Source organism: Winkia sp. C0117E2, from assembly GCF_056590455.1.
Genome location: NZ_JBWPWD010000009.1, coordinates 1 through 23692, shown reverse-complemented (window position 1 = coordinate 23692; position 23692 = coordinate 1). Strand labels below are relative to the sequence as shown.

Below are 23692 nucleotides of genomic sequence, written 5' to 3'. Positions count from 1 at the left end.
TTATATCTCCTTTAGAATTTCTTCGATAACGCCCAAAGCCTCTTCAAGTAGCTCTTCGGGCATTGAAAGCGGAGGCAACATTCGAATGACGTTGCCTTCGGTACCACAAGAAAGCAGGATTACTCCTGCCTGGTATGCACGCTTCTGGATCTCTTTTGCGAGGGCGGCGTCCGGAGCTCCAGCTTCATCGACGAGCTCGATTGCCATCATTGCGCCGCGTCCACGCACATCGCCTATGCGATTGTCCCTAGCAGCCAAATCGCCCATGCGTTTAGAAATAATTTGCTCGAATTTCTGAGCAACCTCGAGCAGCCCATCGTTCTTTATCGATTCAGCTACTGCGAGCGCTGCCGCACAAGATACCGGGTTTCCTCCGTAGGTACCGCCGAGGCCACCCGGAACGCCCGCATTCATTATCTCCTCGCGACCGGTAATTGCTGACAGCGGCATGCCCCCGGCAATTCCCTTCGCAGTGCAGATGACGTCCGGTTCAATGCCTTCCCATTCTGAGTCGAACATCTTGCCAGTTCTGCCGTATCCACACTGCACTTCGTCAGCTACAAAGACAACGTCATTTTCCTTTGCCCACTTAGCCAGATTCTGCAAGAAGCCGGGAGCTGGAACGATAAATCCGCCCTCCCCTTGCAACGGCTCTATCACTATGCAAGCTAAGCTCTTAGCCCCAATCATTTTCTCGAGCCAATTGATAGTGCGTTTGGCTGCCTGATCACCATCTAGCCCGTCACGATAGGGATTAGACATTGGCATGCGATAGATTTCCGGGGCAAATGGGCCATAGCCTGACTTATAAGGATCTACCTTCGCCGTCATTGCCATAGTCAAATTCGTGCGTCCGTGGTAGGCGTGTTCGAAGGCGGCAACAGCGGGCTTGCCAGTGAAACGCCTAGCGACCTTGACGGCGTTTTCGACCGCCTCTGAGCCAGAGTTGAGCAGTACCGACCGTTTAGGGAAATCACCCGGAGTCGCCTGATTCAAGAACTCGCATACCTCGACATACCCCTCATATGGAGTAGTCATAAAACAGGTGTGCGTGAACTTGTCAGCCTGTTCCTTAATTGCTTTAGCGACTCGTTCGTTGCTAGCACCGACGGTAGTAACCGCGATGCCTGACCCCATGTCGATAAAGCTGTTTCCATCTAGGTCAACAATGACGCCTCCCCCTGCATACTGCGCATAAATAGGATTTTGCGTAGCAACACAGGCCGAGACAGCATCTTGCTTCCGTTTTGCAAATGCTTCCGATTTAGGTCCCGGCAGGTCAGTAACAATGTTACGTACCTGTGGGAATGGTAGTTTCGACATCTTCGTCCTCCAACATTTAGTAATGCTGTCAGACATGAGACTATGGTCCCACTCACATTCCCGCTACTGTCAAAGTGCACATATTTTTAAATACTTTTGTGCACAATTGATACATGGCGAGCATTTCAGACGTTATCCACCACCCAAGTATCAAACTGGTATCGCTCTGGTGTCCGCACCCTCACGCCTCAATAAGGTGGGTAGCAGTAACAGAACACCTCAATCCCACCCCTTTTTTAGAGGGCGGAGAACTAGTGCTCACTACTTCCTGCGGATCCCCAAAAACTGAGCACCAATGGGAGGAGTATGTAGAGCGACTAAACAAAGCACACGTATCCGCCCTCGCCTTCGGTGTTGGTCCCTGGCAGAGGCAAGTCCCCAGGGAACTTTTAACCGCCGCTCGCGAGCACGGACTAAATCTTATCGAGGTGCCAGAAGCGACTAACTTTGTGCGGATCTCACGCTTGGTCGCAGACCTCCTAGAGGCCGAAGCAGTTGCTTCTGCTCGACTTCTTGGGAAAGCTCAGCAAAGCTTGATCCAAGCCGCGTCATCACAAAATCCCCTTGCGACGATCATCGACCGATTAGCACGAATAACGCGCGCCAACACGGCACTTGTCACTGCCGAAGAGGTCATAAGCGCAGCAGGCAATCCCTCACCGAGCAAACGTATATTATTGGAGACGGTGCAAAACTGTCAGGCCGCAGCTATTACTGAGCAAAGCCCAACCGGCGATACCATCGTTCTTCCCACAGCAAGTTTCAAAGGCCACGATGCATATCTGGTATTGCAAACCCAACGCCCTCTGCTCAGTTGGATGCGAAACGCTATTTCCACGAGTGCGCTACTACTTCAGACTTCACTGACCATTACCGAAAGGTTGGCAGAGAGTCGCCTAGCATTGTCAGCACGATGTTTAGAACTCTTCCTATCAGGTGACAGGCATACTGCCCGTGAAATCTATTCGCTCGCATACCCACGCGCCAATCGACTCGCCCCTAAATTGGCATTTGTTGCGGCAAAAGGAGATCGATCTGAGTTAGCCCGGGCACACAAACAAATAGATTCACACTTTTCCGTTCCACTCAAACTGACCAAGAATCGACTGCAAATATTGGTCCCCTCCGACGGTATGCCACTTTTGCTGTCGAAATTGGCAGATTTTGACCTACAAGCTGGCATCGGGGCTGTGCGTCGCCAAAAAGAGGCCGACGATTCCGCGCAAACCGCTGAGCTTGCCCTAAAGAAAACTTCTCCCACCCGCAAGCAGGTTACCTGGGATGAGATCTCAGGTAACGCCATGATGGCATTGGTGGGCGCCAAAGATGCGCGACTGTGGGCCAAGGACTTCCTTGCGGCGGCGAATGGAAATGATGAGATGCTCTCGCTACTAGACGCCTTCATCTCCACAAATGGCAACATCGCGCAGGTGGCAAAGGAAACCGGAATGCATCGCAACACTGTGCGGGCAAAACTTGGAGCTGCCGGACGTGCGTTAGCTATCAATCTTGATGACCCGGCTGCACGTGCACAGCTGTGGTTTTCGCTGCGAGCACTATCAGAAAGGTAATAAAATCGCCTACATGGCCTCAGTGCGATACCAACCCAGAAATTCCTCCCGCTTCTACGATCTGATCGCGATTTTTTTCGTATCTTTTCTGCTGCTCTCGAATATCGCGGCAACCAAATTGATCTCGGTCGACACCCCCATTGCAGGATTTTCACTGATCTTCGACGGGGGCGCAATTCTATTCCCATTCACTTACATCCTGGCAGACGTGCTCTCTGAAATATACGGCTACCGGGCAGCGAAACGAACGATCATCGTGGGATTCGCTATGTCCATCCTGGCCTCAGCAATCTTCTATCTAGTCCAAGTTGCTCCAGTTGGCCCCGGATACGAAAACCAGGCAGCTTTTGAAGCCGTGCTCGGCTTTGTACCGCGAATCGTCGCTGCCTCAGTCTGCGGATACTTGGTGGGGCAACTACTCAATTCAAAAGTCCTGGTAGCAATCAAAAACCGCTTCGGCGAAAACCACTTGTGGGTGCGCCTGATCTCGTCAACACTCGTCGGTGAGCTGGCTGACACAACTATCTTCTGCACAATAGCGTTTTATGGGATCATTACCGGTGCCCAGTTCCTAAACTATGTACTGACTGGGTACGTTTATAAATGCTTACTCGAAGTTGTACTGCTACCAGTTACGTACACAGTCATTCACCTACTGAAAAAGGCTGAGACAGAGTACCTGGAGGCTAAATAAGTGACAAGTTTCGATATCGGTGCACGGCTCGATGGGAAATTAGGACGCACGGGGATTATTCATACTCCCCACGGTGATATTCCCACGCCTGCCTTTATTCCAGTAGGAACTAAAGCCACTGTAAAAGCGGTGCTTCCGGAATCAATGAGGTCGCTAGGTGCCAATGCCCTACTTGCTAACGCATACCACCTATACCTCCAGCCCGGCCCTGAGATAGTCGATGAGGCCGGGGGGCTGTCCAAATTCATGAACTGGGACGGCCCCACCTATACAGATTCTGGCGGCTTCCAAGTTCTTAGTCTGGGAGCTGGCTACAAGAAGGTACTGTCGCAAGAGTTTTCAGGGAAAACTACTGCCCCGGTGTCGCAACCGCAGCTAAAAAATAGGGCGAAGGTAGACGAGGACGGGGTAGTTTTTCGTTCCCATCTAGACGGTTCCAAGCATCGCTTCAATCCAGAAGTGTCTATGCGTATACAGCATCAGTTGGGAGCAGACATTATGTTTGCTTTCGACGAGCTCACCTCGCTGGTACACCCATACGACTATCAGGTCACGTCCCTAGAGAGGACTCGCAGGTGGGCGGAGCGCTGTCTAAGTGCCCATGCCAAGCTCACCGAAGAGAGAGCTGACAAGCCCCATCAGCAACTATTTGGGGTTCTGCAAGGTGCCCAGTACGAGGACCTCCGCCGCAAGGCAGCTCGCGATCTAGGTTCGATGGAAATCGACGGGACCACATTTGATGGTTTTGGTATTGGGGGCGCGCTCGAGAAGGAAAACCTCGGCACCATTGTCGGCTGGGTATGTGAAGAACTTCCAGAAGACAAAGCCCGCCACCTTCTGGGCATTTCTGAACCTGATGATTTCTTCACTGCAATAGAAAACGGTGCGGATACCTTCGACTGTGTGAACCCCTCCCGGGTGGCTAGGAATGCAGCGATCTACATGCCTACTGGCAGAGTCAACATCACCCGAGCCGAATTCAAGCGGGATTTCCGTCCTCTGGATGACAATTGCACCTGTTATACATGCACTCACTACTCCCGCGCCTATCTGCATCATCTATTCAAGGCCAAGGAGATGCTCTCGGCTACCCTGGCCACTATTCACAACGAACACTTCACTGTTCAACTGGTGGCAAATATTAGGAAGTCAATTGAAGAGGGATACTACGAGGACTTCAAGACAGAGACCCTAGGCCGTTTTTACGGAAATTAAAAGTAAATGGTGCCGCAAGAGCGGCACCATTTACTTTTAAGTACAGGATCTAAACGTTGAATCCAAGAGCGCGCAACTGCTCGCGCCCCTCCTCAGTGATGCAGTCCGGTCCCCATGGCGGCATCCACACCCAATTGATTGCAACAGCGGACACCATCGAAGCTAGCACCGTAGCAGCCTGGTCCTGAATCACATCAGTGAGCGGGCAAGCCGCAGAGGTCAGCGTCATATCCATTACAACTGCATTATTTTCGTCAATATGGACCCCGTAAACAAGACCAAGGTCAACGACGTTGATCCCAAGCTCCGGATCGATCACGTCTCGCATTGCCTCTAGGACGTCCTCTTCCGTAATAGTAGCGCCCTCAGCTACTTCGTTGGTCACCTCACGAAAACTCTGTTGCGGTGCATGATCGTGACTAGCCTGATGGGCATCGGCTAGAGAGGCTGGTCCAGGCTCTGTAAAGCGTTCTGGCACCGGATCAGGGTTAGCCATAGGGTTAGTCATTTGAGCTCCTTTGTGGTTCACATCCAGCGTGCGGGGCACTTCCACTCGCTTCGCCTTTGCCACCTGCCTGGGCTTTCGAAATGGAGTCGATAAGAGCCATCCATCCCAGTAAAGCGCATTTGATGCGAGCGGGGAATTTCGCTGTGCCCTCAAAAGCAGCCAGATCTTCTAGCAAGTCAAGATCCTCCTCGCTGGGAGAAGTTCCTTGACCGTGCATCATTCGCAGGAATGCCTCGTATAGCTCCCTTGCATAATCCACTGATTGGCCTTCCACCATCGAGGACATAATCGACAGGGAAGCTTGAGAAATTGAGCAACCGCTCCCATCCCAGGACAGTTCAGCAATCTTGTTCTCGTCTGATAGGGACAACCCCAGAGTGACCTCATCACCGCATGTGGGGTTGACCTGATGAGAAACGCCATCCCCATCTGAACCGCCACTGCCGTAACGCAGGCGGGCATGGTCCAGAATCACCTGCTGGTACATCTGTTCCAGATCTGACATTCACACTCCAAAGAATTTGCGGACTTGTCCAAGCGCGTCCAGGAATCGGTCAATTTCCTCAGCGGAGGTTATCAGAGAGGCCGATGCCCTTGCAGAGGCTCGAACACCAAAATGCTTGTGCAACGGGATAGCACAGTGATGGCCAACCCTAATCGCGATCGAGTGCGAGTCCAGAATTTGGCCCACGTCATGCGGATGAACACCATCCACGACGAACGAAACAACCGCAACGCGGTTATCCGCCTCTTTAGGCCCCAGCACATGCACCCCATCTATCTGCTTGATCCCTTCCAGAAGCTGGCGGGTAATCGCCGCCTCATGAGCGGCAACACGCTCCATTGACACCTCGGATAGGTAGTCAAGTGCAGCCTTGAAACCAACGATCTGTCCAACCGCCTGCGTGCCAGCCTCAAAACGAGCTGGAGCAGCATGGAAAGAGGTCTTCTCCATCTGCACATCAGTAATCATGGACCCGCCGGTCATGAATGGAGGCAGTGCATCCAGTAGCTCCTTGCGGCCCCACAGAACGCCAATACCGGTAGGACCACAGAGCTTATGCCCCGACAGTACAGCGAAATCGGCTCCTAATTCACGCACGGAAATTGGCATGTGTGCGGCAGACTGCGTAGTGTCCAGCACAACCAGCGCGCCAACTTTCCTAGCTGCCGCCACAATCGCCTCAACGGGGCTGATAGCACCCGTTACGTTAGAAACATGCGTAAACGCAACCACTTTCGTATTTGGAGTGATGACGTTCAGCGTGTCCAGATCGATGCATCCGTCGCTGGTTAGATCCAACCAAGCAAATTCTGCGCCAGTACGTTCCGCCAGCTGCTGCCACGGAACGAGGTTCGCGTGATGCTCTGCCCGAGTCACCACGATTCGGTCTGCGGGACCAATCTTGAACTGTTCGGCCTCCGCTCCTCCAGCCCCAAGCGAAGCATTCAGCATAGAGTAGGCCAGAAGGTTCACGCCCTCTGTGGCGTTGCGCGTCCACACGACCTCCTCAGACGAAGACGCGTCGATAAACTTCGCTACTGCGTCTCGTCCCTTTTCGTAAGCAGTTGTCGACTCGTCTGCGAGTAGATGAGTGCCGCGATTTACTGCCCCATTGTGGCGGGAGTAAAACTCTGAAACAGCGTCCATCACCCAGATAGGTTTTTGTGCAGTTGCAGAAGAGTCAAGGTATGCCAAGGGCTGGCCGCCCCGCCCGATACGGGCAGTGATCGGGAAATCTTTACGCAGGCCAGCCAGCTCTTCGGCAGTAAAATCCACCCTTTTTTCCGAAGTAGTCATTATTTACCGGTGAACCGATCGTAGCCTTCTTCTTCTAGACGGTCTGCAAGCTCAGGTCCGCCCTGCTCTACGACGTGGCCATTCACAAACACGTGTACAAACTGCGGTTTGATGTAACGCAGAATTCTGGTGTAGTGAGTGATCAACAAAATACCGCTGCCGACTTCGTCATGGACGTGGTTTACGCCCTCAGACACGATACGCAGCGCATCCACGTCGAGGCCGGAGTCAGTCTCGTCAAGTACAGCAAACTTGGGACGAAGAATGCGCATCTGCAAGATCTCATGGCGCTTCTTCTCGCCGCCCGAGAAACCTGCGTTCAAGTCACGGTTGGCGAATTCCGGATCAATACGAAGGTCCTCCATTGCCTGCTCCAGTTCCTTGGTCCAGGTACGCAGTGCCGGCGGCTTCCCATCAACTGCTGTGCGCGCAGTCCGCAAGAAGTTGGACACCGATACACCGGGAACCTCGACCGGATACTGCATTGCCAAGAAGAGCCCAGCGCGAGCACGATCATCAGCAGTGCCTTCCAGAATGTTGTGACCGTCGAGCAACACTTCGCCATCATTGATCGTGTATCCGGGATGGCCAGCGATCGAGTAAGCCAAGGTGGACTTGCCAGACCCATTCGGGCCCATGATGGCGTGCACCTCACCGGAATTGATCGTCAAATCCACCCCGTGGAGAATTTGCTTCGGACCCTCGTTGGTCTCGACAGAAACCTTCAGGCCTTTGATTTCAAGAGTCGACATTTTTCTTCCTTTACTTGCTGGCATCGACGTCGACAAGAACATCGTCGCCGTCAAGAGTTAGTTCGTACACGGGTACAGGCTCAGTGGCAGGCAAAGTCGGCTGCCCAGTTTCCAGATCAAACTGTGCGCCATGCCCCCAGCACTCGATGGTGCCATCCTCGACGTCACCCTCGGACAAAGGTACGTCGCCGTGGGAGCAGGTATCACCAATGGCGTGAAAGATACCGTCGCTATCGCGAACGACAGCAACTTTGATAGCCTTCCCGTCACCATCTGGCAAGGTCACGCAGGTAGCTTCACCGGCATCCAGATCGGAAACTTTGCATGCGAATTGCAAAGCCACTACAGTGCCTCCCCCTGATTTAGTTCTTCTTCAATCTTCTCCATCAGGTGTTCTTCAATCGAAGGTACTCCGATCTGTTTGATCAGTTCCGCGAAGAACCCTCGGACTACAAGCCTGCGAGCAGTATCCTCGTCAATGCCGCGACTCATCAGGTAGAAAAGATGCTCATCATCAAAACGACCAGTTGTCGAAGCATGCCCAGCACCCTCGATCTCGCCATTTTCGATCTCGAGATTAGGAACAGAGTCGGCCATAGCCCCCTTGGACAGGACCAAGTTGCGGTTTAGCTCGTAAGAGTCCGTACCAAACGCCTCAGCACCGATAAGCACGTCGCCGATCCACACCGAGTGCGCACCTTTACCCTGCAGAGCGCCCTTGTAGGCAACCCGCGAGTAGCAATTCTTTGGTCCGTGATCAACGAATAGGCGGTGTTCATGATGCTGGTGAGCATCCGTGTAATAAACACCCAACATATTGACCTCGCCACCCGGAGCCGCGTACTCGACATCGGAGCAGATACGCACCGTCTTACCACCCAAGGTAATGACAACGTGTTTCAAGGAAGCGTCACGGCCAATCCTGATGCGGTGGTTCGAAGCATGAGTAGACTTCTCGTCCCATTCCTGCACCGAGACCAAGGTCAGATTCGCGCCATCAGCGACGTCAACTTCAACAGTCTGTGTTACGCAGGCTGAACCAGAATGCCGAAGCACCATAGTCGAGCTGGAGTTCTTCCCTGCCTTGATTACCAAGTGCGATGCAGCTGGGCTCAGCGAATCGCCCTCGACTTCAGCCACGATAGGTGTAGAGGCCTCGGAACCTTCCGCGACCTCAAGGGTCGATACTTCCCTGGAGGCGTTCCACGCTACGACTGCAGTTCGATCCCCTGGCTTACCCACGAGTGGCTGATGCTTGTCCGCATCTACGTGCGTGAGCTTTATCTGTCCTTCATCACCCTCGGAGATCGAGACCTTTGGTGCCGGGCCGCTGATATTCTCATCAAACAATTCCGAAACCAGGTCTAGCGGAGTGAAACGCCAGTCCTCTTCCCGCCCAGTTGGCACAGGAAAATCTGCTACCTCGAATGAAGATTCGCGGTCCGCCCTAGACGAAGCGACCTTAGACTGCTGCTGGCTAATTCCTTCTGAAGCCAACACTGCTTTAGAATGATCGGTCTTCATTTCGGTTAACCCACCGACCCTTCCATCTGAAGTTCAATTAGACGATTAAGTTCTAGCGCGTACTCCATAGGCAGTTCACGCGCAATAGGTTCAACAAACCCGCGCACAATCAGCGACATCGCTTCAGTTTCAGTGAGTCCACGACTCATCAAATAGAAGAGCTGATCAGCGCTCACCTTAGAGACAGTCGCCTCGTGCCCCATCTCGACTTCGTCGTTACGAACGTCAACATAAGGATAGGTGTCAGAGCGCGAGATTTGGTCAACAAGCAACGCATCGCATACCACCGACGACTTGGAACCATGAGCCTTCTCGTCTACCTGGACTAGACCGCGGTAGGACGATCGCCCACCGTTCCTCGAAATCGACTTGGACACGATAGACGAGGAAGTGTGTGGAGCTAGGTGCAGCATCTTTGCGCCAGTATCTTGGTGCTGGCCCTCACCAGCAAATGCGATAGACAGTGCCTCGCCCCTAGCATGCTCACCCGTCAAATACACTGATGGGTACTTCATGTTGACCTTCGAACCGATGTTGCCATCGATCCATTCCATGGTCGCGCCCTCTTCGCACACGGCTCGCTGAGTGACCAAGTTGTACACGTTATTGGACCAGTTCTGAATGGTCGTGTAACGAACGCGCGCGTTCTTCCGCACGAAAATTTCCACAATTGCGGAGTGCAGAGAATCAGATTTGTAGATCGGCGCCGTGCAGCCTTCTACGTAGTGCACGTAGGAGTCCTCATCGGCAATGATCAAGGTGCGCTCGAACTGGCCCATATTCTCGGTGTTAATACGGAAATAGGCCTGCAGGGGAATCTCTACATGTACGCCCTTCGGGACGTAGATGAAGGATCCACCAGACCACACCGCCGTGTTCAGGGCTGCAAACTTGTTATCGCCCGCTGGAATTGCCTTGCCGAAATACTCCTTGAACAGCTCGGGGTGTTCGCGCAACCCAGTATCCGTGTCCAGGAAGATGACACCTTGACGCTCCAAGTCCTCGCGAATTTGGTGGTAGACCACCTCAGACTCGTATTGGGCCGCGACACCGGAAACCAACCGCTGCTTTTCAGCCTCCGGAATCCCAAGCTTGTCATAAGTGTTTCGAATGTCCTCGGGCAGGTCCTCCCAAGACTCGGCGACCTTTTCAGTTGAACGGACGAAATACTTGATCTGGTCCATGTCCAAGTTCGAAAGGTCCGGACCCCAAGTGGGAATTGGCTTCCGTTCGAAAGTCTTATATGCCTTCAAACGTCGTTTCAACATCCACTCTGGCTCGTTCTTCGCCTTCGAGATGTAGCGAACCACGTCGGCATTCAGCCCTCGCTTCGCTACTGATCCGGCGGCGTCGGAATCATGCCAGCCGTATTCATAAGCCCCAATAGAGTTAATGATCGCCTCGTCCGCTGCCTCTTTAGCAGCCGACGAGCCTACTGGAGGTGACGTTGTCATAGTTTCCTTCCCTATTTCCTGCACCCTCACTTATGCCTTTGCTGCGACAAACCTGGCCGCATTCTTGGCATAGCGACGGGGACCGACGTGGTACACACGTGCTCCCCACCAGCCAAGGTTGCCAGACGCTGCACGTGGACTCCTAACAACCGCGCAAAAGCCTGCGTTTCGGCCTCGCAAAGTTGCGGGAAGTGCCCTGCAACATCCTGTACCGGGCAGTGCCCCTGGCACAGCTGAACAGCATACCCTCCACTACCGACCTCGCGCACTGTGGCAGCGTAGCCGTCCTCAGTGAGGGCGTCCGCCAAAGCCATAGCCTTAGACCGGGGGTCGTCTGGAGCGGCTCGAACTGCGGGAGCATATTTTCGCTCAATGTCACGCGACCGGGCAGCAGCAAAGTCCGCTACCGCCTGTTCGCCTGAAGTCTGTTCAATAAAGCTCAGCGCTCTAGAAGCGAGTTCGGAGTAATCCTCAGGAAGAGTGTCATGACCACTGCGAGTGGCAACGTAATAACGCGCCGGCCTCCCCCTGCCACGCTTTCCGGGCTTTGATCCGTCATACTCGACAATTAACCCAGCATCTTCCAATGCCCCAATGTGACGCCTCACGGCAGCCGTGGTCAGGTCTAGCACCTTCGCCAGAACAGTAGCGGTAACGGGCCCCTTCTCGACTATGAGGTCAAGCACTGCCTGTCGGGTAGGTTCTTCTTTGAGTGAGTCCGTCATTACCTGCACCCCCTTAAGATCGCCTCCGACTTCCTTGCTGCCATCCTATCGTATTTTCGCAACACTTCCGTTTAATATTTACTCTTGCAGCGAATCTCTTGATAGGCACCATCTATCATCTGGGCTGCGGAGATTTTGAAACCCGCCTTCGACAGCAGCGGAGGCAGCAAGCACTCCAGTCACAGTTGAAGGATTGTGAATAGATCCACTGAAAATCTCCTGGAGCACCTCGGTAAGTTTTACCCACCGAAGCTCTAGCTCCGCTTCCTCAGCCTCCTTGACAAACCCCTCAGGAGCCGGACAGGAACTAATGCCTCTAGCAAGAAACACTCTAAGCCGCTCATTGGAACATCCAGGCGAGGAAAACAGATCCACAAGGGTGTCCCATTGCGATGCCGCCAAACCGACTTCCTCTGCCAGCTCGCGTTTCGCCGCCTCTAGCAAGGTCTCCCCCTCCACGTCGGTAAGCCCGGCAGGAATTTCCCAAAGTGTCGCCCGGATCGGGTGGCGGTACTGTTTTATCAAACAGATTTCTGGATCTGACTCATTCCTAAGTGCGACGATGCAAACAGCTCCCGGGTGATCTAGATAGTCTCGTTTCGCGATCACATCCCCAAAGTCGACTGAATCGGTGCGAATGCCGAAGACAGCTCCCTGCCAGGGGCGCGAGGACTCGAGTACCCGCTTTTGTTCTGCAGCGTCGCTGAGCATCTGTTCTACCTTTCTGCGCGTCTTGGGGCAGATCTATTAAGACTATAAATTCTGAGTAGGGAATCGAGAACTTGGGCAGGACTGGGCAGTCTGGAAGCAGCGGCGCGTGCCCGTTTGGCAGCGCTCGCTCGCTTGGCAGCATCTTGAAGCAGAGAGGTTATCGCATCGGCAATCTGATCAGGATCTCTAGGAACCAACAACGCGCCGTCTTTGCCCGTCACCACACTGGTTCCCCCCACGTCGGTTGCCACTACGGGCACGCCCGAAATCAGGGCTTCTTGGATGGCTACCGGTTGTCCTTCCCAGACCGCGGTAGAGACGAAAACACTCGCAGCTGCCAGCGCGTCGGCGATGTCGTCCCGCCGTCCGAGGAAATGGACATCTGCACCTTCGGCAAGCTTTGCAAGCCGACTGTATTCGGGGCCGTCGCCAATGATCACAGCCTGGTACGGCACATCTACCCGATGCAAAGCCGCAAGGAACAAGTCCAACCCCTTCTGCACGCTAAGGCGAGCCACCTGCAAAATAATCGGAGTGTTGCCAAGACCCGTGGCATCCAAGAACCGCTGTGCTTTCCCAATCCCTCTTGATGGCGCAGGCACTAAAGCAAGTTCGCTCCGCTGAGCATGCGCAGAGGTAGCCCACTCGACAAGATCTGGGCTAACCCCTAAGACCGTGTCTGCTTTGGCAGCAATAATTCGTAACAGAACACTTCCTACAAGGCTGACGGCCCTTGGCCCAACCGGCTTGTTGTGCAGAGTTACAACCACTTTCGCGGCGCCGGTATCCGCCAGACACGCCAGAGCTCCAGCTCGCAACCCATGGGCGTGCACCACGTCAAATTCAGCTGCTAGCTGGGATATTTTCCGGATTGCCCTCAGGTCATATTTAGAGGGAGAAGAGCCGATCTCAACCTCGGCTCGATCCGGGAATCGACAAACAGTGTCAGCCGGCCCAGCAACTAGCACACTGTGGCCTGCATCAGTCAGCAGGTCAACAATCTGTCTTACGTGCGCCGGTACCCCGCCGCCGGCTCTGGCCATTAGCTGCAAGATCCTCATTGCGCATCCCTCTTTTTACGACTCTGACAGCTGGCACCGCAGCTACCGCTATAACCGCAAGGCCAACAATGCCCGCAACCAGCGTACCGGATATACCTGGAAGTACCCGCAGTATCGGCACCTGCAGTAGCCAAGCAAGCCATGAGCCGCCTGCCACAACGACGCCACATTTTCCTAGGACAAGTAAAGATTGTTTTGCCTCGCTAGCTAGCCCGATTTGCCTAAGCCCATACAGGAGCCCACCCCCAGCTACGCTCATGCCCACCGAAGACCCCAAGGACAGCGCCAATAGGGTCATAGGACCATCTGCCCCATCGGGAGCCAAGAGCGCACAAAATCCCCACGAGCCTAGGGCAGCTATAACCCAGCCTGCAGCGCTGGCTGAAACAGCAATTTTGCCTCTGTCAATTGCGTAGAACACCCTACTCAGATGGAAAATCAGCGCGAACCCTACGATTCCGGGAGCCAGGGCTACTAGCGAGGGCGACATTCCAGGCACAGGCTTTAGAATTTCGAATATCCTCGCCACCGGTTTCGCACCTGCGACGAGCAGTCCTGTGCCGACAACTGCTATTGCACACACCGTAGATGTCGATTTCCTAGTCGCACTTGCGAAGCCCTCCCTGTGAGGGCGGGCAGCTGCCCGCGCTAAATCAGGAAAAACCGCAGTCGCCACCGGAACCGCAAGAACGGCATAAGGCAGCATATAAACTGCTTGCGTGTACTGGTAGATGGCAACAGTGCCGACGTCTCCGTATGCCCTGGCAAGAGATAACACGCTGAGTGCTGCGAACTGCTGGGCCAGTAGCGCGCCAACTCCCGCAGAACCGAGCGCGATCGCCCTATGTACCTCTGCATGGGAGAGTGCGAGTCGTGGGCGCAACCGCACTCCGAGTTTGGCTACCGGAATAAATAGAGGCAGCGATAAGGCCGCCACCCCAGCGGTTGTCCCCCAGGCAAGAATATTTATGGCTTCTGCCCCTACCTGGCTCGCGCTATCCGCTGCTCCTTGGTTGGCCCCGTACAGGGCGTATGTGGCTATTACCACCAATGAGGACAGCAGGGGAGCGAAAGCCGGCCAGAAAAATTTCTTGTGGGCCTGCAGCACCCCGGTTAATACGACCGATATGCCGTACAACGGTATTTGGACGGCAAACACCCTGAGGAACAGAGTCAACAGCAGCTGCTGGGCATGCGCGTTACTACCAACGGGGGCGGGCAACAACGTCGCGATAGCAGGCGCCCCTAAAGCTATCAATGCGCCGATAGGAATCAGTAGGACCAGACAGGCGGTTAGCAAGGAGGACGCGATTCGATCTATGTCTGCCTTCATTGCCTTTGCGAGCGGCGCTGCTAGCAGTGGGATCGTTATCCCCGCCAGCGCCCCACCAGCAGCTACTTCATAAATGATATTGGGGATCTGATTAGCTGAGGCATATGCGTTTGCGGTTTCTCCCTGTCCTACCCAGGCAAACTGGGCGAACCAACGGATAAAACCAAAAACACGCGCTACCAGGGTGAGCCCCGAAATGAGGCCCACAGCCCCAAGTAGCTGGGGCAGGGAGCGCCTAAACCCCATCGGGGCGACCCCATGCGTCGATACGGCTCAGAATTGTACTGTTTGCAATTACTTCCGAAAAACTAATTTTCTCCGAAGCGAGAGTCGCCGCCACCAGCAAAGCAGCCGCAGCGTACCGGCCAGTAAGCGGCATTGCGAGCCCAACTCCAAACGAAGCTAACGCACCAAGCGAATTTGCACCGGTGTCCCCTAGCATCGTCTTACCTCGTCCGTCGTCGCTAAACCCTCCGGCAGCTGCAGCAGTCGCTGCTGCCCCGATGATGCTCGCGTCACCCCGAGCAAGCAGTGTGGGGATAGAGGTGGCTAGAACTGCCTTACGAGCACGAACGGGACGCAGATCCAGCAGGTTTATCATGTTTGTTCCGCCAGCAAGCAGAACTGTACCTGCAACCCAGTCAGCGCATCCCAGCATCCCCCTGCGATGAGGCAGGACAGTTGCGGCGACTGCTGACGCCGCCCCAATAGATCCCAGCTTTATTAGCCCGCTGCTAACGTGCCCTTCACGCAGGGCTCCGAGGTGTCCCCCAAGCCCTTTGGCAGTATGATCCCCGTCGTGGCGTCCCTGATCCATATCGTCGAAATAGCCGGCGCCCGCGGAGACAGCGCTCAACGCTGTAGCGGCAAGACCGATACGAGGACTGGCAAGGATAGTCACTGCGGAACACGCAGTAGCCGTGATGGCGCTGGCAACGCCTCCTCTAAGTGAGACGGGCTTACCGACAAAATTCTGCCTGATCCACGACTCTGACTCCGGGAGCAACTTTTGTGTCAGATAGGCTGCCGCACCACCTAGCGCCAAGCCAAGAAGCCTCTGCTTCATCACTTGGCTTTCACGTCAGGAATAGGCTTATCCGCACCGGTTTGGAACCCGAAGGCTCCGGGGTGTCCAGCCTTGGCGGCCGCTAGAGCAAGCGGGGTAGACACAGCAGCACTGATCTGGCCGATCGAATCCACAGTCGCAACGGATACGCCTCCTGCGCGCACCTTCGCAATCAATGATTCCTCCGCCTCAGCACTGCCTGTAAGGACTCCGCCCTCTGGCGCCTTGGCTACAGACTGTGCAAGCCCCGTAACAGCGTCATCACTGTAGCCCTGAGATTCCTTCTTCTGCTCCTTCGAACCATCCTTGTCACTACGCGGACCAATTACGACTACAGATTTCGCCGGCTCCGAAGCGGCCTTAGTAACCGTTACCAAGGGGGCCGACTTCGAGGTCAGAATTTCGGCCAACGCACTGGATTTGTCGCCCGGAGTGGTAAGTAGCTGTACCGCCCCTGCTCCCATGATCGTTCCTGTGGTTGCGCTCCCACCAGGAGCAGCCTCCAGATAGGAGGAAATAGAAGAGACCAAAGACTTCCTGTAGGACTCCCTGGCCTGGGTGAACCAATCAGCTTCTAGAGAGAGCTGCCCGACAACACTGGCACCGGACTGCGCCAGCTTGTCAGAAACTGCCTTAACGTCGTCGGCCTCAGTGCCGGGAAGAACGATTAGGCCAACCTTCTGATCCTTCAACGATCCGGGCAGCACCGCTGCAGCTAAGCCGTTCACGTAAGCGTCGGAGTTCCGAACCGCAGTGTGAGCCTCAGATAGCTGCTGGTTTAGTGTTGCCTGCTGTTCTGTGAGGCGGTTTACCTGCCCAGTAAGCGCGGAAGAAAGGGGCCCCTGCAGTGGACCTGCCCCCAAGACCACGCCTAAGGTCAAGGCGATCAGAACCGCCATCAGTGAGACTAGGTGGTAGCGAAAATCAATCAAGATTCAACCTCTTATGTGAACGGATAGATAGGTCCGAAGCCATTTGCCCCGGTAATAGTTGCCCATAGCCGAGATAGGTATAGCCCAATTACCCCGTAGAAGGTCTGGCCCGCGGGAGTTACAGCTAGAGCAATTAGTACAGATGCTATGCCCACCAGGGCGAAGAGGATAGCCTGCCTATTCGAGACTTTCGGCTGATACAACTTGGAAACACCCTTTGCATCAACCAACTTAGAACCCACCCGCAGCCTGGTAAGGAACGTCGACGCCATACCGGCGCGCCCCTTATCCAAGAATTCAACCAGGGTGGCATGGGTGCCTAAAGCAACAATAAGTTCGGCTCCCTTGTCATCAGCAAGCAGCATCGCTACGTCTTCAGACGTGCCCGTGGCAGGGAAGGTAATGTAATCGATTCCTTGGCGATCTAGACGTTCAGTGCCTGGCGCGCGCCCATCCTTGTAAGCATGCACCACGATCTCGGCACCACAGCGCAATGCCTCATCACTGACGGAGTCCATGTCTCCGATGATCATATCTGGCTTGTAGCCCTCTTCACGGATCGCGTCGGCACCTCCGTCCACACCAACAAGGACGGGCTTGTACTCGCGAATATAAGGTTTCAGCGAACGCAAGTCTTCTTTGTAGTTGTAACCGCGCACCACGATAAGCACCTGCCGGCCGTCCAGCTTAGTCCTGACCTCTGGCACACCTACCCCGTCGAGGAGGAGCTCCCGTTCACGACGCAGATATTCCATAGTGTTGGCAGCGAATGCTTCGATCTGCACGGACAGTCCTGAGCGTGCTTCTTCCATGGCATTCTTATTTGTCTCGGCAGTCTGCTTCACGCCCGCAGCGACCAGCTTCCCACCAGAGTAGACCTCGTTATCCTTCAGCGTTAGGACGGTCCCCTCCCGGACCTGCATGACGTCTGTACCGAGATCGTCAATTAGTGTTATCCCTGCCTCAAGGATGATTCCAGGCCCCATATTGGGATAACGCCCGGTAGTCGACTTAGCTGCGTTCAACACCGCCACAGGCCGGGCATTCACAAGAGCCTCGGCGGCCACCCTATCGATATCGGCATGGTTAATTACCGCAATAGCGCCTTCTTCGAGTCGCCGCGTCAGATTTTTTGTGCGTTTATCTACCTGAGCCGGCCCCTCATCTTGGGACAGCCCACGTTTTTTAGACCTTCTGAACAACGTAGCCACGAACCTTAGTATTACACGTGCGAGGCGCCAAGGAGCTCAGCGGCGTGCACTCTAGCTGATTTCGAGTCGGTGTGCCCAGAGAGCATTCGCGCAAGTTCCAAAACGCGATCTTCGCCCTCTACCTGCCTAACAGTTGCCTTCCCACCCTGCTTTTCGACCACAATATGTCTGTCGCCATATGCTGCAACTTGAGCCAGGTGGGTAACCACTATTACTTGTCGCGATTGAGCCAAGCGCGCCAAGCGCAACCCTACAGATGTCGCTGCTTGCCCTCCGATGCCTGCATCTATCTCGTCAAATATCATTACCGGGGCGTCATCGTGATCACCTAGACTGCTCAATTCGAGGGCGAGCATGATTCTAGACAGCTCTCCGCCCGACGCGCCTTCACCTAGCCCTACCGGTGGCAGTGACGGATGCGACTGCAGCTTCAGGGAAACCTTATCCATGCCGAACTCAGCGGGCTCGTCCAATGAATCTATCTCTGCCAGGATTCTTGCGTTCGGCATTGCTAGTTCCGTCAGCTCTTTACTGGTCGATTCGCCCAACTGCTTGGCGGCTTGGCGGCGCAATTTCGAGAGTTGTCGGCCTAGCTCCAAAGTCTCTTCCCGTAAGACAGCCACCTGCTCGGCAAGCTCTTCTTCGCGATCGGTGCCCCCGTCAATCTCGGCAAGCCTCTGTCCTGCCTCTTCGCGCCAGCGCAGCAGAGCGGTTGCGGACTCTGCACGTCCTCGCCCAACCTCGATGATCTTCGCCAAGCGCTCATGCTTATGTTCTAAGGCTGCGGGGTCGGCTTGCAAGTCTTCAAGATAACTTGCCAAGGTACCCGCGAGGTCTTGGACCTCTGCCTCTATCGAGCTTGCAGCAGCTGCGCTATTTTCCAACTGGGCATCATAATTAGCTGCCTTATTCAAAGACTCGATTACTATGCCCAAGCTGTCAGCAATCCCGCCTTCCCTCGAAATGTGGTTGAGTGCCCTAGCAGTAGCCTCACGCAAATCTTCTACGTTAGTTAGGCGTTCTATTTGCTGGCGTAGCTCGTCGTCCTCGCCCTCGCTCAAAGCAAGCTCATCTATCTGCTGAATTCCCGAACGCAATATTTCTATTTCTACTGCACGAGCGCGAGAGTTTTTCCGCCATTCTTCGAGGGTTGCAACGGCATTCTTGTATGCCGCATACTTCTGTCGATATCTGCGAAGAACCGCCTGCAGAGGGCGTCCTCCCACCTGATCTACACGCTCTCGCTGCGCAGATGCAGATCGTAGCCGCAGCTGGTCGGCCTGCCCGTGAATTGCTACAAGTTGCTCTCCAGCTTCAGAGAGAATTGCGGCAGGAACACTTCGCCCTCCAGCGAAGGCCCGAGAGCGTCCCTTCGCTGGGACGGAGCGAGCCAGTACGACTGTGGAATCCTCGATGAGCCCACCAGCATCAGTGATTATGTTCGCCGCTTTTGAATTCTCGGCAAGGGTGAATATGCCCTCTACATGAGCCCGCTCACTGCCAGCCCGGACTTTCCCCAGATCCGGCTTGCTGCCGGTGAGTAGTCCCAAGGAGGTAAGAACCATTGTCTTGCCAGCACCAGTTTCGCCGGTCAAGACGGTCAGGTTATTCGCCACTGAAAGCTGGGCGCTCTCTATAACCCCAAGGTTTTCTATGTTTAGTTCTTCAAGCACTAGTTATCTCGCCACCCATGTACCGGAAGATCGAACTTTGCCACCAACCGAGATGAGAAGGGGGCCTTGTTAATTCGGGCAAAACGAACTGGTTTTTCCGATCGAGTCATCGTTAAGACGGTCCCTGGTTCAAGCAGCGAGCAACGCTGCCCATCACACCACAGCTCCAAGTGGCTACGCTGTTCCATAGAAACTGCGACCTCGATCAGCGAAGTAGGCGATACAACCAGAGGTCGCGTAAAAAGACCGTGCGCAGCAAGCGGGGTAACAACAAGAGCTTGCACATCTGGCCACACCACTGGTCCGCCTGCACTGAATGAGTAAGCGGTAGAGCCCGTGGGCGTGGCCAGGATAATTCCGTCTGCCCCGTAAGTTGATACACCCTGTCCGTCTATGCCAAGGCCGAAGTGTGCCGGGTGGGCGGCATCTGTGTGCAATATGGCAGCTTCGTTCAAGGCCCAGTCCTCGGTTGGGCACGCGTGCGGAGGACGGATGGTGATCTTCATGCACATGCGGTCCTCAACTTGGAAGTCTGCACGCACAATGTGGTCGATGACCACCTTCAAATCTTCCTTTTCGGCCTCCGTAAGAAATCCCATGTGCCCTAAATTTATGCCGAATAGAGGCAATCCTGCGTCCCTCGCCAATGGGGCCGCCGAAAGGACGGTACCGTCGCCTCCCACTGCCATGACGAGCTCTACCTCATCATCTATGTGGTCTACTAGTGCTACACCTCGGTCTTCAAGCCCAGCCCGCAACTCAAGATAGGCCTCTTTGGCCGAGGCCCGATCTGAGTGTAGCTGCGCATATACCTTCCTCATTTATGTGCTCCCTGAGGCCCGGCTGCGACGGCATCTTCAACCATCTTAGTCAGTTGCTCCTCCGAGCACTGGGTTCCTGTCTTGGACATGTGAAGGAAATACTCAACGTTTCCGGACGGTCCCGGAAGCGGAGAAGCAGCGCAGGAGTGCACTATCAGTCCGTTCTCTACAGCGCAGCTGGCCACTTTTAGAACCGTTTCAATCCGGTGAGCTGGATCCCTGACGACTCCCCCGTGGCCAAGCCGGTCCTTTCCAATCTCAAATTGCGGCTTGACCATAAGCAGGAAATGGGCGTCTGCAGCGGAGACCTTTGCTAGCGCGGGAATCACGAGCGTCAAGGAGATGAAAGACAAATCGCCCACGACCAAAGATGGCGGCTCCCCTACCTGTTCCGGCTCCAGAGTACGTACGTTCGTGCGTTCAAGCAGCTCTACTCTAGGATCGGTGCGCAGTCGCCATGCCATCTGCCCATAGCCCACATCTACTGCCACTACCGAGGCGGCACCGCGCCTTAGGAGTACGTCGGTGAACCCACCTGTAGATGCTCCCGCATCGAGGGCCCTTACGTTAGTTATCGAGGGAGCATTTGCGCCCAAGATATCTAAAGCCCCGCTTAGCTTGTATGCTCCGCGGGAGGCATACCCATCTTGGGCGGACTCGGTAACCTCTATAGCTTGGGCCGGATCGACCTGGCGAGCAGGTTTGACCACGACCTGACCATCTAGCTTGACCAGTCCATCCTGAATCATCTGGGCAGCTTTAGTTCGTGAGGGCGCATATTTCCTGCGCACTAGCTCAGAATCGATACGCCTCAGTCTGCCCATTAGTGTCCTACCGTCGTCAGAGCTTCGCTCAGCTTCGTTTGTATTTCCTTTAGAAGATTCACCTGCTCCTCTAAGGGAAGTTCGGCAAGGTTTGCCAGAGCATCGGTTAGCCCTGGCAAACCTTTTTCTTCATCACTCATTTACTTCGGTATCGTCCGCTTCTTGCTCAGGAGTGGCTTCCTGGTCTGCCGCGTTCTCGACCTCAGGATTGCGAGTTACCTCAATCTGGGGAACCGTGACGCGATCGCGGTTGTCACGTGCTTCCCAAACCGCTGCTACCAAGGCCCGGTAGTCGTCGAGTTTCAGCGTGACTGAATCTGCCTCAAGGGGAACTTCATCAACCTGAATTGTGCCGCGTTCTACCCGGAATGCCCTTGACGATCCGCAAGTCCAATCCCCGTTAGCGGTCTTTACTGGACCAGGAACAGGCTCAAGTAAAGAACGCATGTCAAGACCTAGATAGGTGGGGCGTTCTTCCTTCTTAGCCAGTGCAACATCTTTTGCGCTTGCAACACCAGTAAGGAGGTGAAGTACTGGATAACCAGCGGCACGAGCTCCCGCAATGTCGGTATCCAGTCGGTCGCCAATGCACATTGCCTTGGAGCCTTCGGCCAGTTCGACAGCGTGTCGATAAATCCCCGGGAAGGGCTTGCCTCCCGCCTTCGCGGAAACTCCTGTTGCATGTTCAACTGCGTGCACCAGGGAGCCATTTCCAAGGCTAAAGCCTCGTTCAGTAGGTAGCGTCGCGTCCATGTTTGTGGCCACGAAAGCGGCACCCTGATTGATGGCGTAAGCGCCCTCGGAGAGTTCCGCCCAACCTACGGACGGATCGTAGCCCTGAATCACAGCAGCTGGACGATCGTCGGCACTTTCGACAAGTTCGAAGCCACCTTCAGTAACAGCTTTGCGCAATCCATTGCCACCGATGGACAGGACTTTTGCGCCTGGAGGCAGGATTTCCTTCAAAATAGCTACGCCGTCCATCGCGGAGGTCATGATCTTGTCTTCATCTACCTCTATTCCGTAACCGGCTAGCTTGTCTTTTACCTCCTGCCGGGTGCGTGAGGCGTTGTTAGTTACGAAGACGAGCTCCATGCCGCCTTCCTTAGCACTCATGAGTCCGGTGTCGGCATACTTAATTGGACTAGATCCCATGTACGCGACGCCGTCCAGGTCCACGAGGGCGAGCTCAAAGTTCTGTGACAGTGGCTTCCGGCACCCTTGAAGATCGGAGGGCACGTATTCCATGTCTGCTTCAACGACCTCGTCAAAATCAACGATAGTCAGAGGCTCAGGAACCGCCGGAATCTCAGCTTCTACCTGATCGGCCTCTTCCTCGCGCCCCAGTTCACGCAGACGGTCTACCTTAACATGCAGGAGGCGAGAGAGTACCTCGTCGTCTTCTACCTTACGGGTATCGAGAAAGTCCTCAATAACAAGAAGTCCGGCCTCCGGCTCGCCCAAATCGGCCCGAGCCCCAGAAGCAACCAACGCCAACTCAGCCTGTTCCCCAACCGACATACCGGCCGTTGAGGTGTCGCCGATTATCTCCAGAGCCTTCTCCGGCTTGCCAATGCCTCTCTCGCAGTCCGCTTCAATTGCGCGCAGGCTATCTTCGCCTGTCAGTCGGCGCACCGCGCGAACCTCGCGGAGGGCTTCAGGGAATTTCTCGCAAGCATAGGCTGCAAGCGCGGCCGCTTCTCGCACCGGCCCAATTCGACCGGCTCTGGCCACTGCTGCCTGCGCGTGGGCGTATGCCGCTTCGGGATCAATATCGATCAAAGAACCGGCCATAACCAAATGGCGCGCTACAGTCTCAGCGTTATCTGCGTTCAACCCATTTAGCGCCTTGCGGGCAATGGGATCTAGCGATTCAGCCTTAACATTCATTGGAATAGCAGGCTCATTTCGCCGTGAGTCCCACTTGTTCTGCTTGCGGAAGTCACGGGGACCACGGTCTTCCCGACGATCAGAGCGGGCCCGGTCATTAAACCGTTTGCCCGATGAGCGACGATCGGAGAATTTTCCTTTTCCTCTGGAGTTGTCAGAGTTCCAGCCGCGCTTGCCTCTTCCGTCACCGCCGGACCGTCTACGGCCACCTCCGGACCATCCGGAACCGGACTCATACCGCCGGCTGCGATCTGAACGAGACTTAGAAAAATCCCTGCGTCCATCTTCCCGGGAGTAGTTGTTATCCCGGCCCCGGCGGGTCGGTCGATCTGAGCGCTCAGCTCTATTGGAGTCTCGCCACTTCGGCGAGCGTTCGCGGCCGTGCCAGTCCCTTGAGAAGCGATCGTTCACAGTGTTCCTTAAAAATCGTCAAAGCTATTTGGTACTAGCATAGTAGAAACTAGCTGGCGCAAGAATATTCCATGGTGTGAAGTCTCGCTCCCCGGCCGTCAGTCGCCCCGTCGGGTGTTGTTAAATGGGGATAAAGATCTAGCCCCCAAACCCACTAACAAAAGCAGGCCTGGAGGCTAAACCAGAAGAATA

23 protein-coding genes are annotated in these 23692 nt (G+C 54.9%); 3 read left to right on the top strand and 20 right to left on the bottom strand.

Features of this window, described 5'->3' with window-relative positions; translation table 11 throughout:
• Positions 1 to 1323 carry a 4-aminobutyrate--2-oxoglutarate transaminase gene (gene gabT, locus AC1EKG_RS10270; protein ID WP_004805474.1) on the bottom strand — a complete coding sequence of 441 codons (1323 nt, stop codon included), beginning with the start codon at positions 1321 to 1323 and terminating at the stop codon, positions 1 to 3.
• Between the two features lie 113 nt (positions 1324 to 1436).
• Here gabT and AC1EKG_RS10265 point away from each other — a divergent pair, with 113 nt between their 5' ends.
• From AC1EKG_RS10265 to tgt, 3 genes are read left to right on the top strand one after another with little or no spacing between them, the layout of a single operon-like run.
• Positions 1437 to 2894 carry a PucR family transcriptional regulator gene (locus tag AC1EKG_RS10265; RefSeq protein ID WP_081499151.1) on the top strand — a complete coding sequence of 486 codons (1458 nt, stop codon included), beginning with the start codon at positions 1437 to 1439 and terminating at the stop codon, positions 2892 to 2894.
• A 13-nt stretch (positions 2895 to 2907) separates the two neighbouring features.
• Positions 2908 to 3588, top strand: a complete 681-nt coding sequence (locus AC1EKG_RS10260) for a queuosine precursor transporter (RefSeq protein WP_004805476.1) — start codon at positions 2908 to 2910, stop codon at positions 3586 to 3588.
• Positions 3589 to 4803 (top strand): tRNA guanosine(34) transglycosylase Tgt, encoded by a 1215-nt coding sequence (gene tgt, locus AC1EKG_RS10255; RefSeq protein ID WP_004805478.1) that lies wholly within the window; start codon positions 3589 to 3591, stop codon positions 4801 to 4803.
• Positions 4804 to 4852: 49 nt separating this feature from the next.
• Here the strand turns inward: tgt and AC1EKG_RS10250 are convergent, their stop codons facing one another.
• The 19 genes from AC1EKG_RS10250 to AC1EKG_RS10160 form a co-directional block, all read right to left on the bottom strand.
• On the bottom strand, positions 4853 to 5311 hold the full coding sequence (locus tag AC1EKG_RS10250) for a metal-sulfur cluster assembly factor (RefSeq protein WP_004805480.1): 459 nt from the start codon (positions 5309 to 5311) through the stop codon (positions 4853 to 4855).
• Positions 5304 to 5816, bottom strand: coding sequence for a Fe-S cluster assembly sulfur transfer protein SufU (gene sufU, locus AC1EKG_RS10245; protein WP_004805482.1), 513 nt, complete (start codon positions 5814 to 5816; stop codon positions 5304 to 5306). The genes AC1EKG_RS10250 and sufU overlap by 8 nt, the downstream gene beginning before the upstream one ends.
• Positions 5817 to 7112 (bottom strand): aminotransferase class V-fold PLP-dependent enzyme, encoded by a 1296-nt coding sequence (locus tag AC1EKG_RS10240; RefSeq protein WP_004805484.1) that lies wholly within the window; start codon positions 7110 to 7112, stop codon positions 5817 to 5819.
• Positions 7112 to 7864 (bottom strand): Fe-S cluster assembly ATPase SufC, encoded by a 753-nt coding sequence (sufC, locus tag AC1EKG_RS10235; RefSeq protein WP_004805486.1) that lies wholly within the window; start codon positions 7862 to 7864, stop codon positions 7112 to 7114. Before sufC ends, AC1EKG_RS10240 begins: the two co-directional genes overlap by 1 nt.
• A 10-nt stretch (positions 7865 to 7874) precedes the next feature.
• Complete coding sequence (locus AC1EKG_RS10230; RefSeq protein ID WP_004805488.1) at positions 7875 to 8207, bottom strand: non-heme iron oxygenase ferredoxin subunit; 333 nt, start codon at positions 8205 to 8207, stop codon at positions 7875 to 7877.
• Positions 8207 to 9388, bottom strand: coding sequence for a Fe-S cluster assembly protein SufD (gene sufD / locus AC1EKG_RS10225; RefSeq protein ID WP_004805490.1), 1182 nt, complete (start codon positions 9386 to 9388; stop codon positions 8207 to 8209). Before sufD ends, AC1EKG_RS10230 begins: the two co-directional genes overlap by 1 nt.
• 5 nt (positions 9389 to 9393) lie before the next feature.
• On the bottom strand, positions 9394 to 10842 hold the full coding sequence (gene sufB / locus AC1EKG_RS10220; RefSeq protein ID WP_040314840.1) for a Fe-S cluster assembly protein SufB: 1449 nt from the start codon (positions 10840 to 10842) through the stop codon (positions 9394 to 9396).
• 26 nt (positions 10843 to 10868) lie between these two features.
• A complete protein-coding gene (locus AC1EKG_RS10215; protein ID WP_004805494.1) occupies positions 10869 to 11567 on the bottom strand; it encodes a helix-turn-helix transcriptional regulator in 699 nt (232 codons plus the stop codon).
• Between the two features lie 78 nt (positions 11568 to 11645).
• Entirely contained in the window at positions 11646 to 12278 is a 633-nt protein-coding gene (locus AC1EKG_RS10210) for an NUDIX domain-containing protein (protein WP_004805496.1), read from the bottom strand.
• A gap of 5 nt (positions 12279 to 12283) precedes the next feature.
• Complete coding sequence (locus AC1EKG_RS10205) at positions 12284 to 13339, bottom strand: glycosyltransferase family 4 protein (protein ID WP_040314690.1); 1056 nt, start codon at positions 13337 to 13339, stop codon at positions 12284 to 12286.
• Entirely contained in the window at positions 13272 to 14918 is a 1647-nt protein-coding gene (gene murJ / locus AC1EKG_RS10200; RefSeq protein WP_004805500.1) for a murein biosynthesis integral membrane protein MurJ, read from the bottom strand. Before murJ ends, AC1EKG_RS10205 begins: the two co-directional genes overlap by 68 nt.
• Positions 14908 to 15741, bottom strand: a complete 834-nt coding sequence (locus tag AC1EKG_RS10195; protein ID WP_141740557.1) for a hypothetical protein — start codon at positions 15739 to 15741, stop codon at positions 14908 to 14910. The genes murJ and AC1EKG_RS10195 overlap by 11 nt, the downstream gene beginning before the upstream one ends.
• A complete protein-coding gene (locus AC1EKG_RS10190) occupies positions 15738 to 16670 on the bottom strand; it encodes a copper transporter (RefSeq protein ID WP_004805504.1) in 933 nt (310 codons plus the stop codon). Before AC1EKG_RS10190 ends, AC1EKG_RS10195 begins: the two co-directional genes overlap by 4 nt.
• Positions 16671 to 16681: 11 nt before the next feature.
• Positions 16682 to 17881 carry a putative cytokinetic ring protein SteA gene (steA, locus tag AC1EKG_RS10185; protein ID WP_004805506.1) on the bottom strand — a complete coding sequence of 400 codons (1200 nt, stop codon included), beginning with the start codon at positions 17879 to 17881 and terminating at the stop codon, positions 16682 to 16684.
• A gap of 11 nt (positions 17882 to 17892) precedes the next feature.
• Positions 17893 to 19554, bottom strand: a complete 1662-nt coding sequence (recN, locus tag AC1EKG_RS10180) for a DNA repair protein RecN (RefSeq protein ID WP_004805508.1) — start codon at positions 19552 to 19554, stop codon at positions 17893 to 17895.
• Entirely contained in the window at positions 19554 to 20375 is an 822-nt protein-coding gene (locus AC1EKG_RS10175; protein WP_004805510.1) for an NAD kinase, read from the bottom strand. Before AC1EKG_RS10175 ends, recN begins: the two co-directional genes overlap by 1 nt.
• A complete protein-coding gene (locus tag AC1EKG_RS10170) occupies positions 20372 to 21199 on the bottom strand; it encodes a TlyA family RNA methyltransferase (protein ID WP_004805512.1) in 828 nt (275 codons plus the stop codon). The genes AC1EKG_RS10175 and AC1EKG_RS10170 overlap by 4 nt, the downstream gene beginning before the upstream one ends.
• Positions 21199 to 21339 carry a hypothetical protein gene (locus AC1EKG_RS10165; RefSeq protein WP_155855892.1) on the bottom strand — a complete coding sequence of 47 codons (141 nt, stop codon included), beginning with the start codon at positions 21337 to 21339 and terminating at the stop codon, positions 21199 to 21201. Before AC1EKG_RS10165 ends, AC1EKG_RS10170 begins: the two co-directional genes overlap by 1 nt.
• Positions 21332 to 23500: an HAD-IIA family hydrolase gene (locus AC1EKG_RS10160; protein WP_231288173.1), complete on the bottom strand. Its 2169-nt coding sequence runs from the start codon at positions 23498 to 23500 to the stop codon at positions 21332 to 21334. Before AC1EKG_RS10160 ends, AC1EKG_RS10165 begins: the two co-directional genes overlap by 8 nt.
• Positions 23501 to 23692: the final 192 nt, after the last annotated feature.

What these genes read in the sequence shown, in the direction of transcription:
- gabT (WP_004805474.1), bottom strand. Translation starts at nt 1,323, where the DNA reads ATGTCGAAACTACCATTCCCACAGGTACGTAACATTGTTACTGACCTG.
- AC1EKG_RS10265 (WP_081499151.1), top strand. Translation starts at nt 1,437, where the DNA reads ATGGCGAGCATTTCAGACGTTATCCACCACCCAAGTATCAAACTGGTA.
- AC1EKG_RS10260 (WP_004805476.1), top strand. Translation starts at nt 2,908, where the DNA reads ATGGCCTCAGTGCGATACCAACCCAGAAATTCCTCCCGCTTCTACGAT.
- AC1EKG_RS10250 (WP_004805480.1), bottom strand. Translation starts at nt 5,311, where the DNA reads ATGACTAACCCTATGGCTAACCCTGATCCGGTGCCAGAACGCTTTACA.
- sufU (WP_004805482.1), bottom strand. Translation starts at nt 5,816, where the DNA reads ATGTCAGATCTGGAACAGATGTACCAGCAGGTGATTCTGGACCATGCC.
- AC1EKG_RS10240 (WP_004805484.1), bottom strand. Translation starts at nt 7,112, where the DNA reads ATGACTACTTCGGAAAAAAGGGTGGATTTTACTGCCGAAGAGCTGGCT.
- sufC (WP_004805486.1), bottom strand. Translation starts at nt 7,864, where the DNA reads ATGTCGACTCTTGAAATCAAAGGCCTGAAGGTTTCTGTCGAGACCAAC.
- sufD (WP_004805490.1), bottom strand. Translation starts at nt 9,388, where the DNA reads ATGAAGACCGATCATTCTAAAGCAGTGTTGGCTTCAGAAGGAATTAGC.
- sufB (WP_040314840.1), bottom strand. Translation starts at nt 10,842, where the DNA reads ATGACAACGTCACCTCCAGTAGGCTCGTCGGCTGCTAAAGAGGCAGCG.
- AC1EKG_RS10215 (WP_004805494.1), bottom strand. Translation starts at nt 11,567, where the DNA reads ATGACGGACTCACTCAAAGAAGAACCTACCCGACAGGCAGTGCTTGAC.
- AC1EKG_RS10210 (WP_004805496.1), bottom strand. Translation starts at nt 12,278, where the DNA reads ATGCTCAGCGACGCTGCAGAACAAAAGCGGGTACTCGAGTCCTCGCGC.
- AC1EKG_RS10205 (WP_040314690.1), bottom strand. Translation starts at nt 13,339, where the DNA reads ATGAGGATCTTGCAGCTAATGGCCAGAGCCGGCGGCGGGGTACCGGCG.
- murJ (WP_004805500.1), bottom strand. Translation starts at nt 14,918, where the DNA reads ATGGGGTTTAGGCGCTCCCTGCCCCAGCTACTTGGGGCTGTGGGCCTC.
- AC1EKG_RS10175 (WP_004805510.1), bottom strand. Translation starts at nt 20,375, where the DNA reads ATGAGGAAGGTATATGCGCAGCTACACTCAGATCGGGCCTCGGCCAAA.
- AC1EKG_RS10170 (WP_004805512.1), bottom strand. Translation starts at nt 21,199, where the DNA reads ATGGGCAGACTGAGGCGTATCGATTCTGAGCTAGTGCGCAGGAAATAT.
- AC1EKG_RS10165 (WP_155855892.1), bottom strand. Translation starts at nt 21,339, where the DNA reads ATGAGTGATGAAGAAAAAGGTTTGCCAGGGCTAACCGATGCTCTGGCA.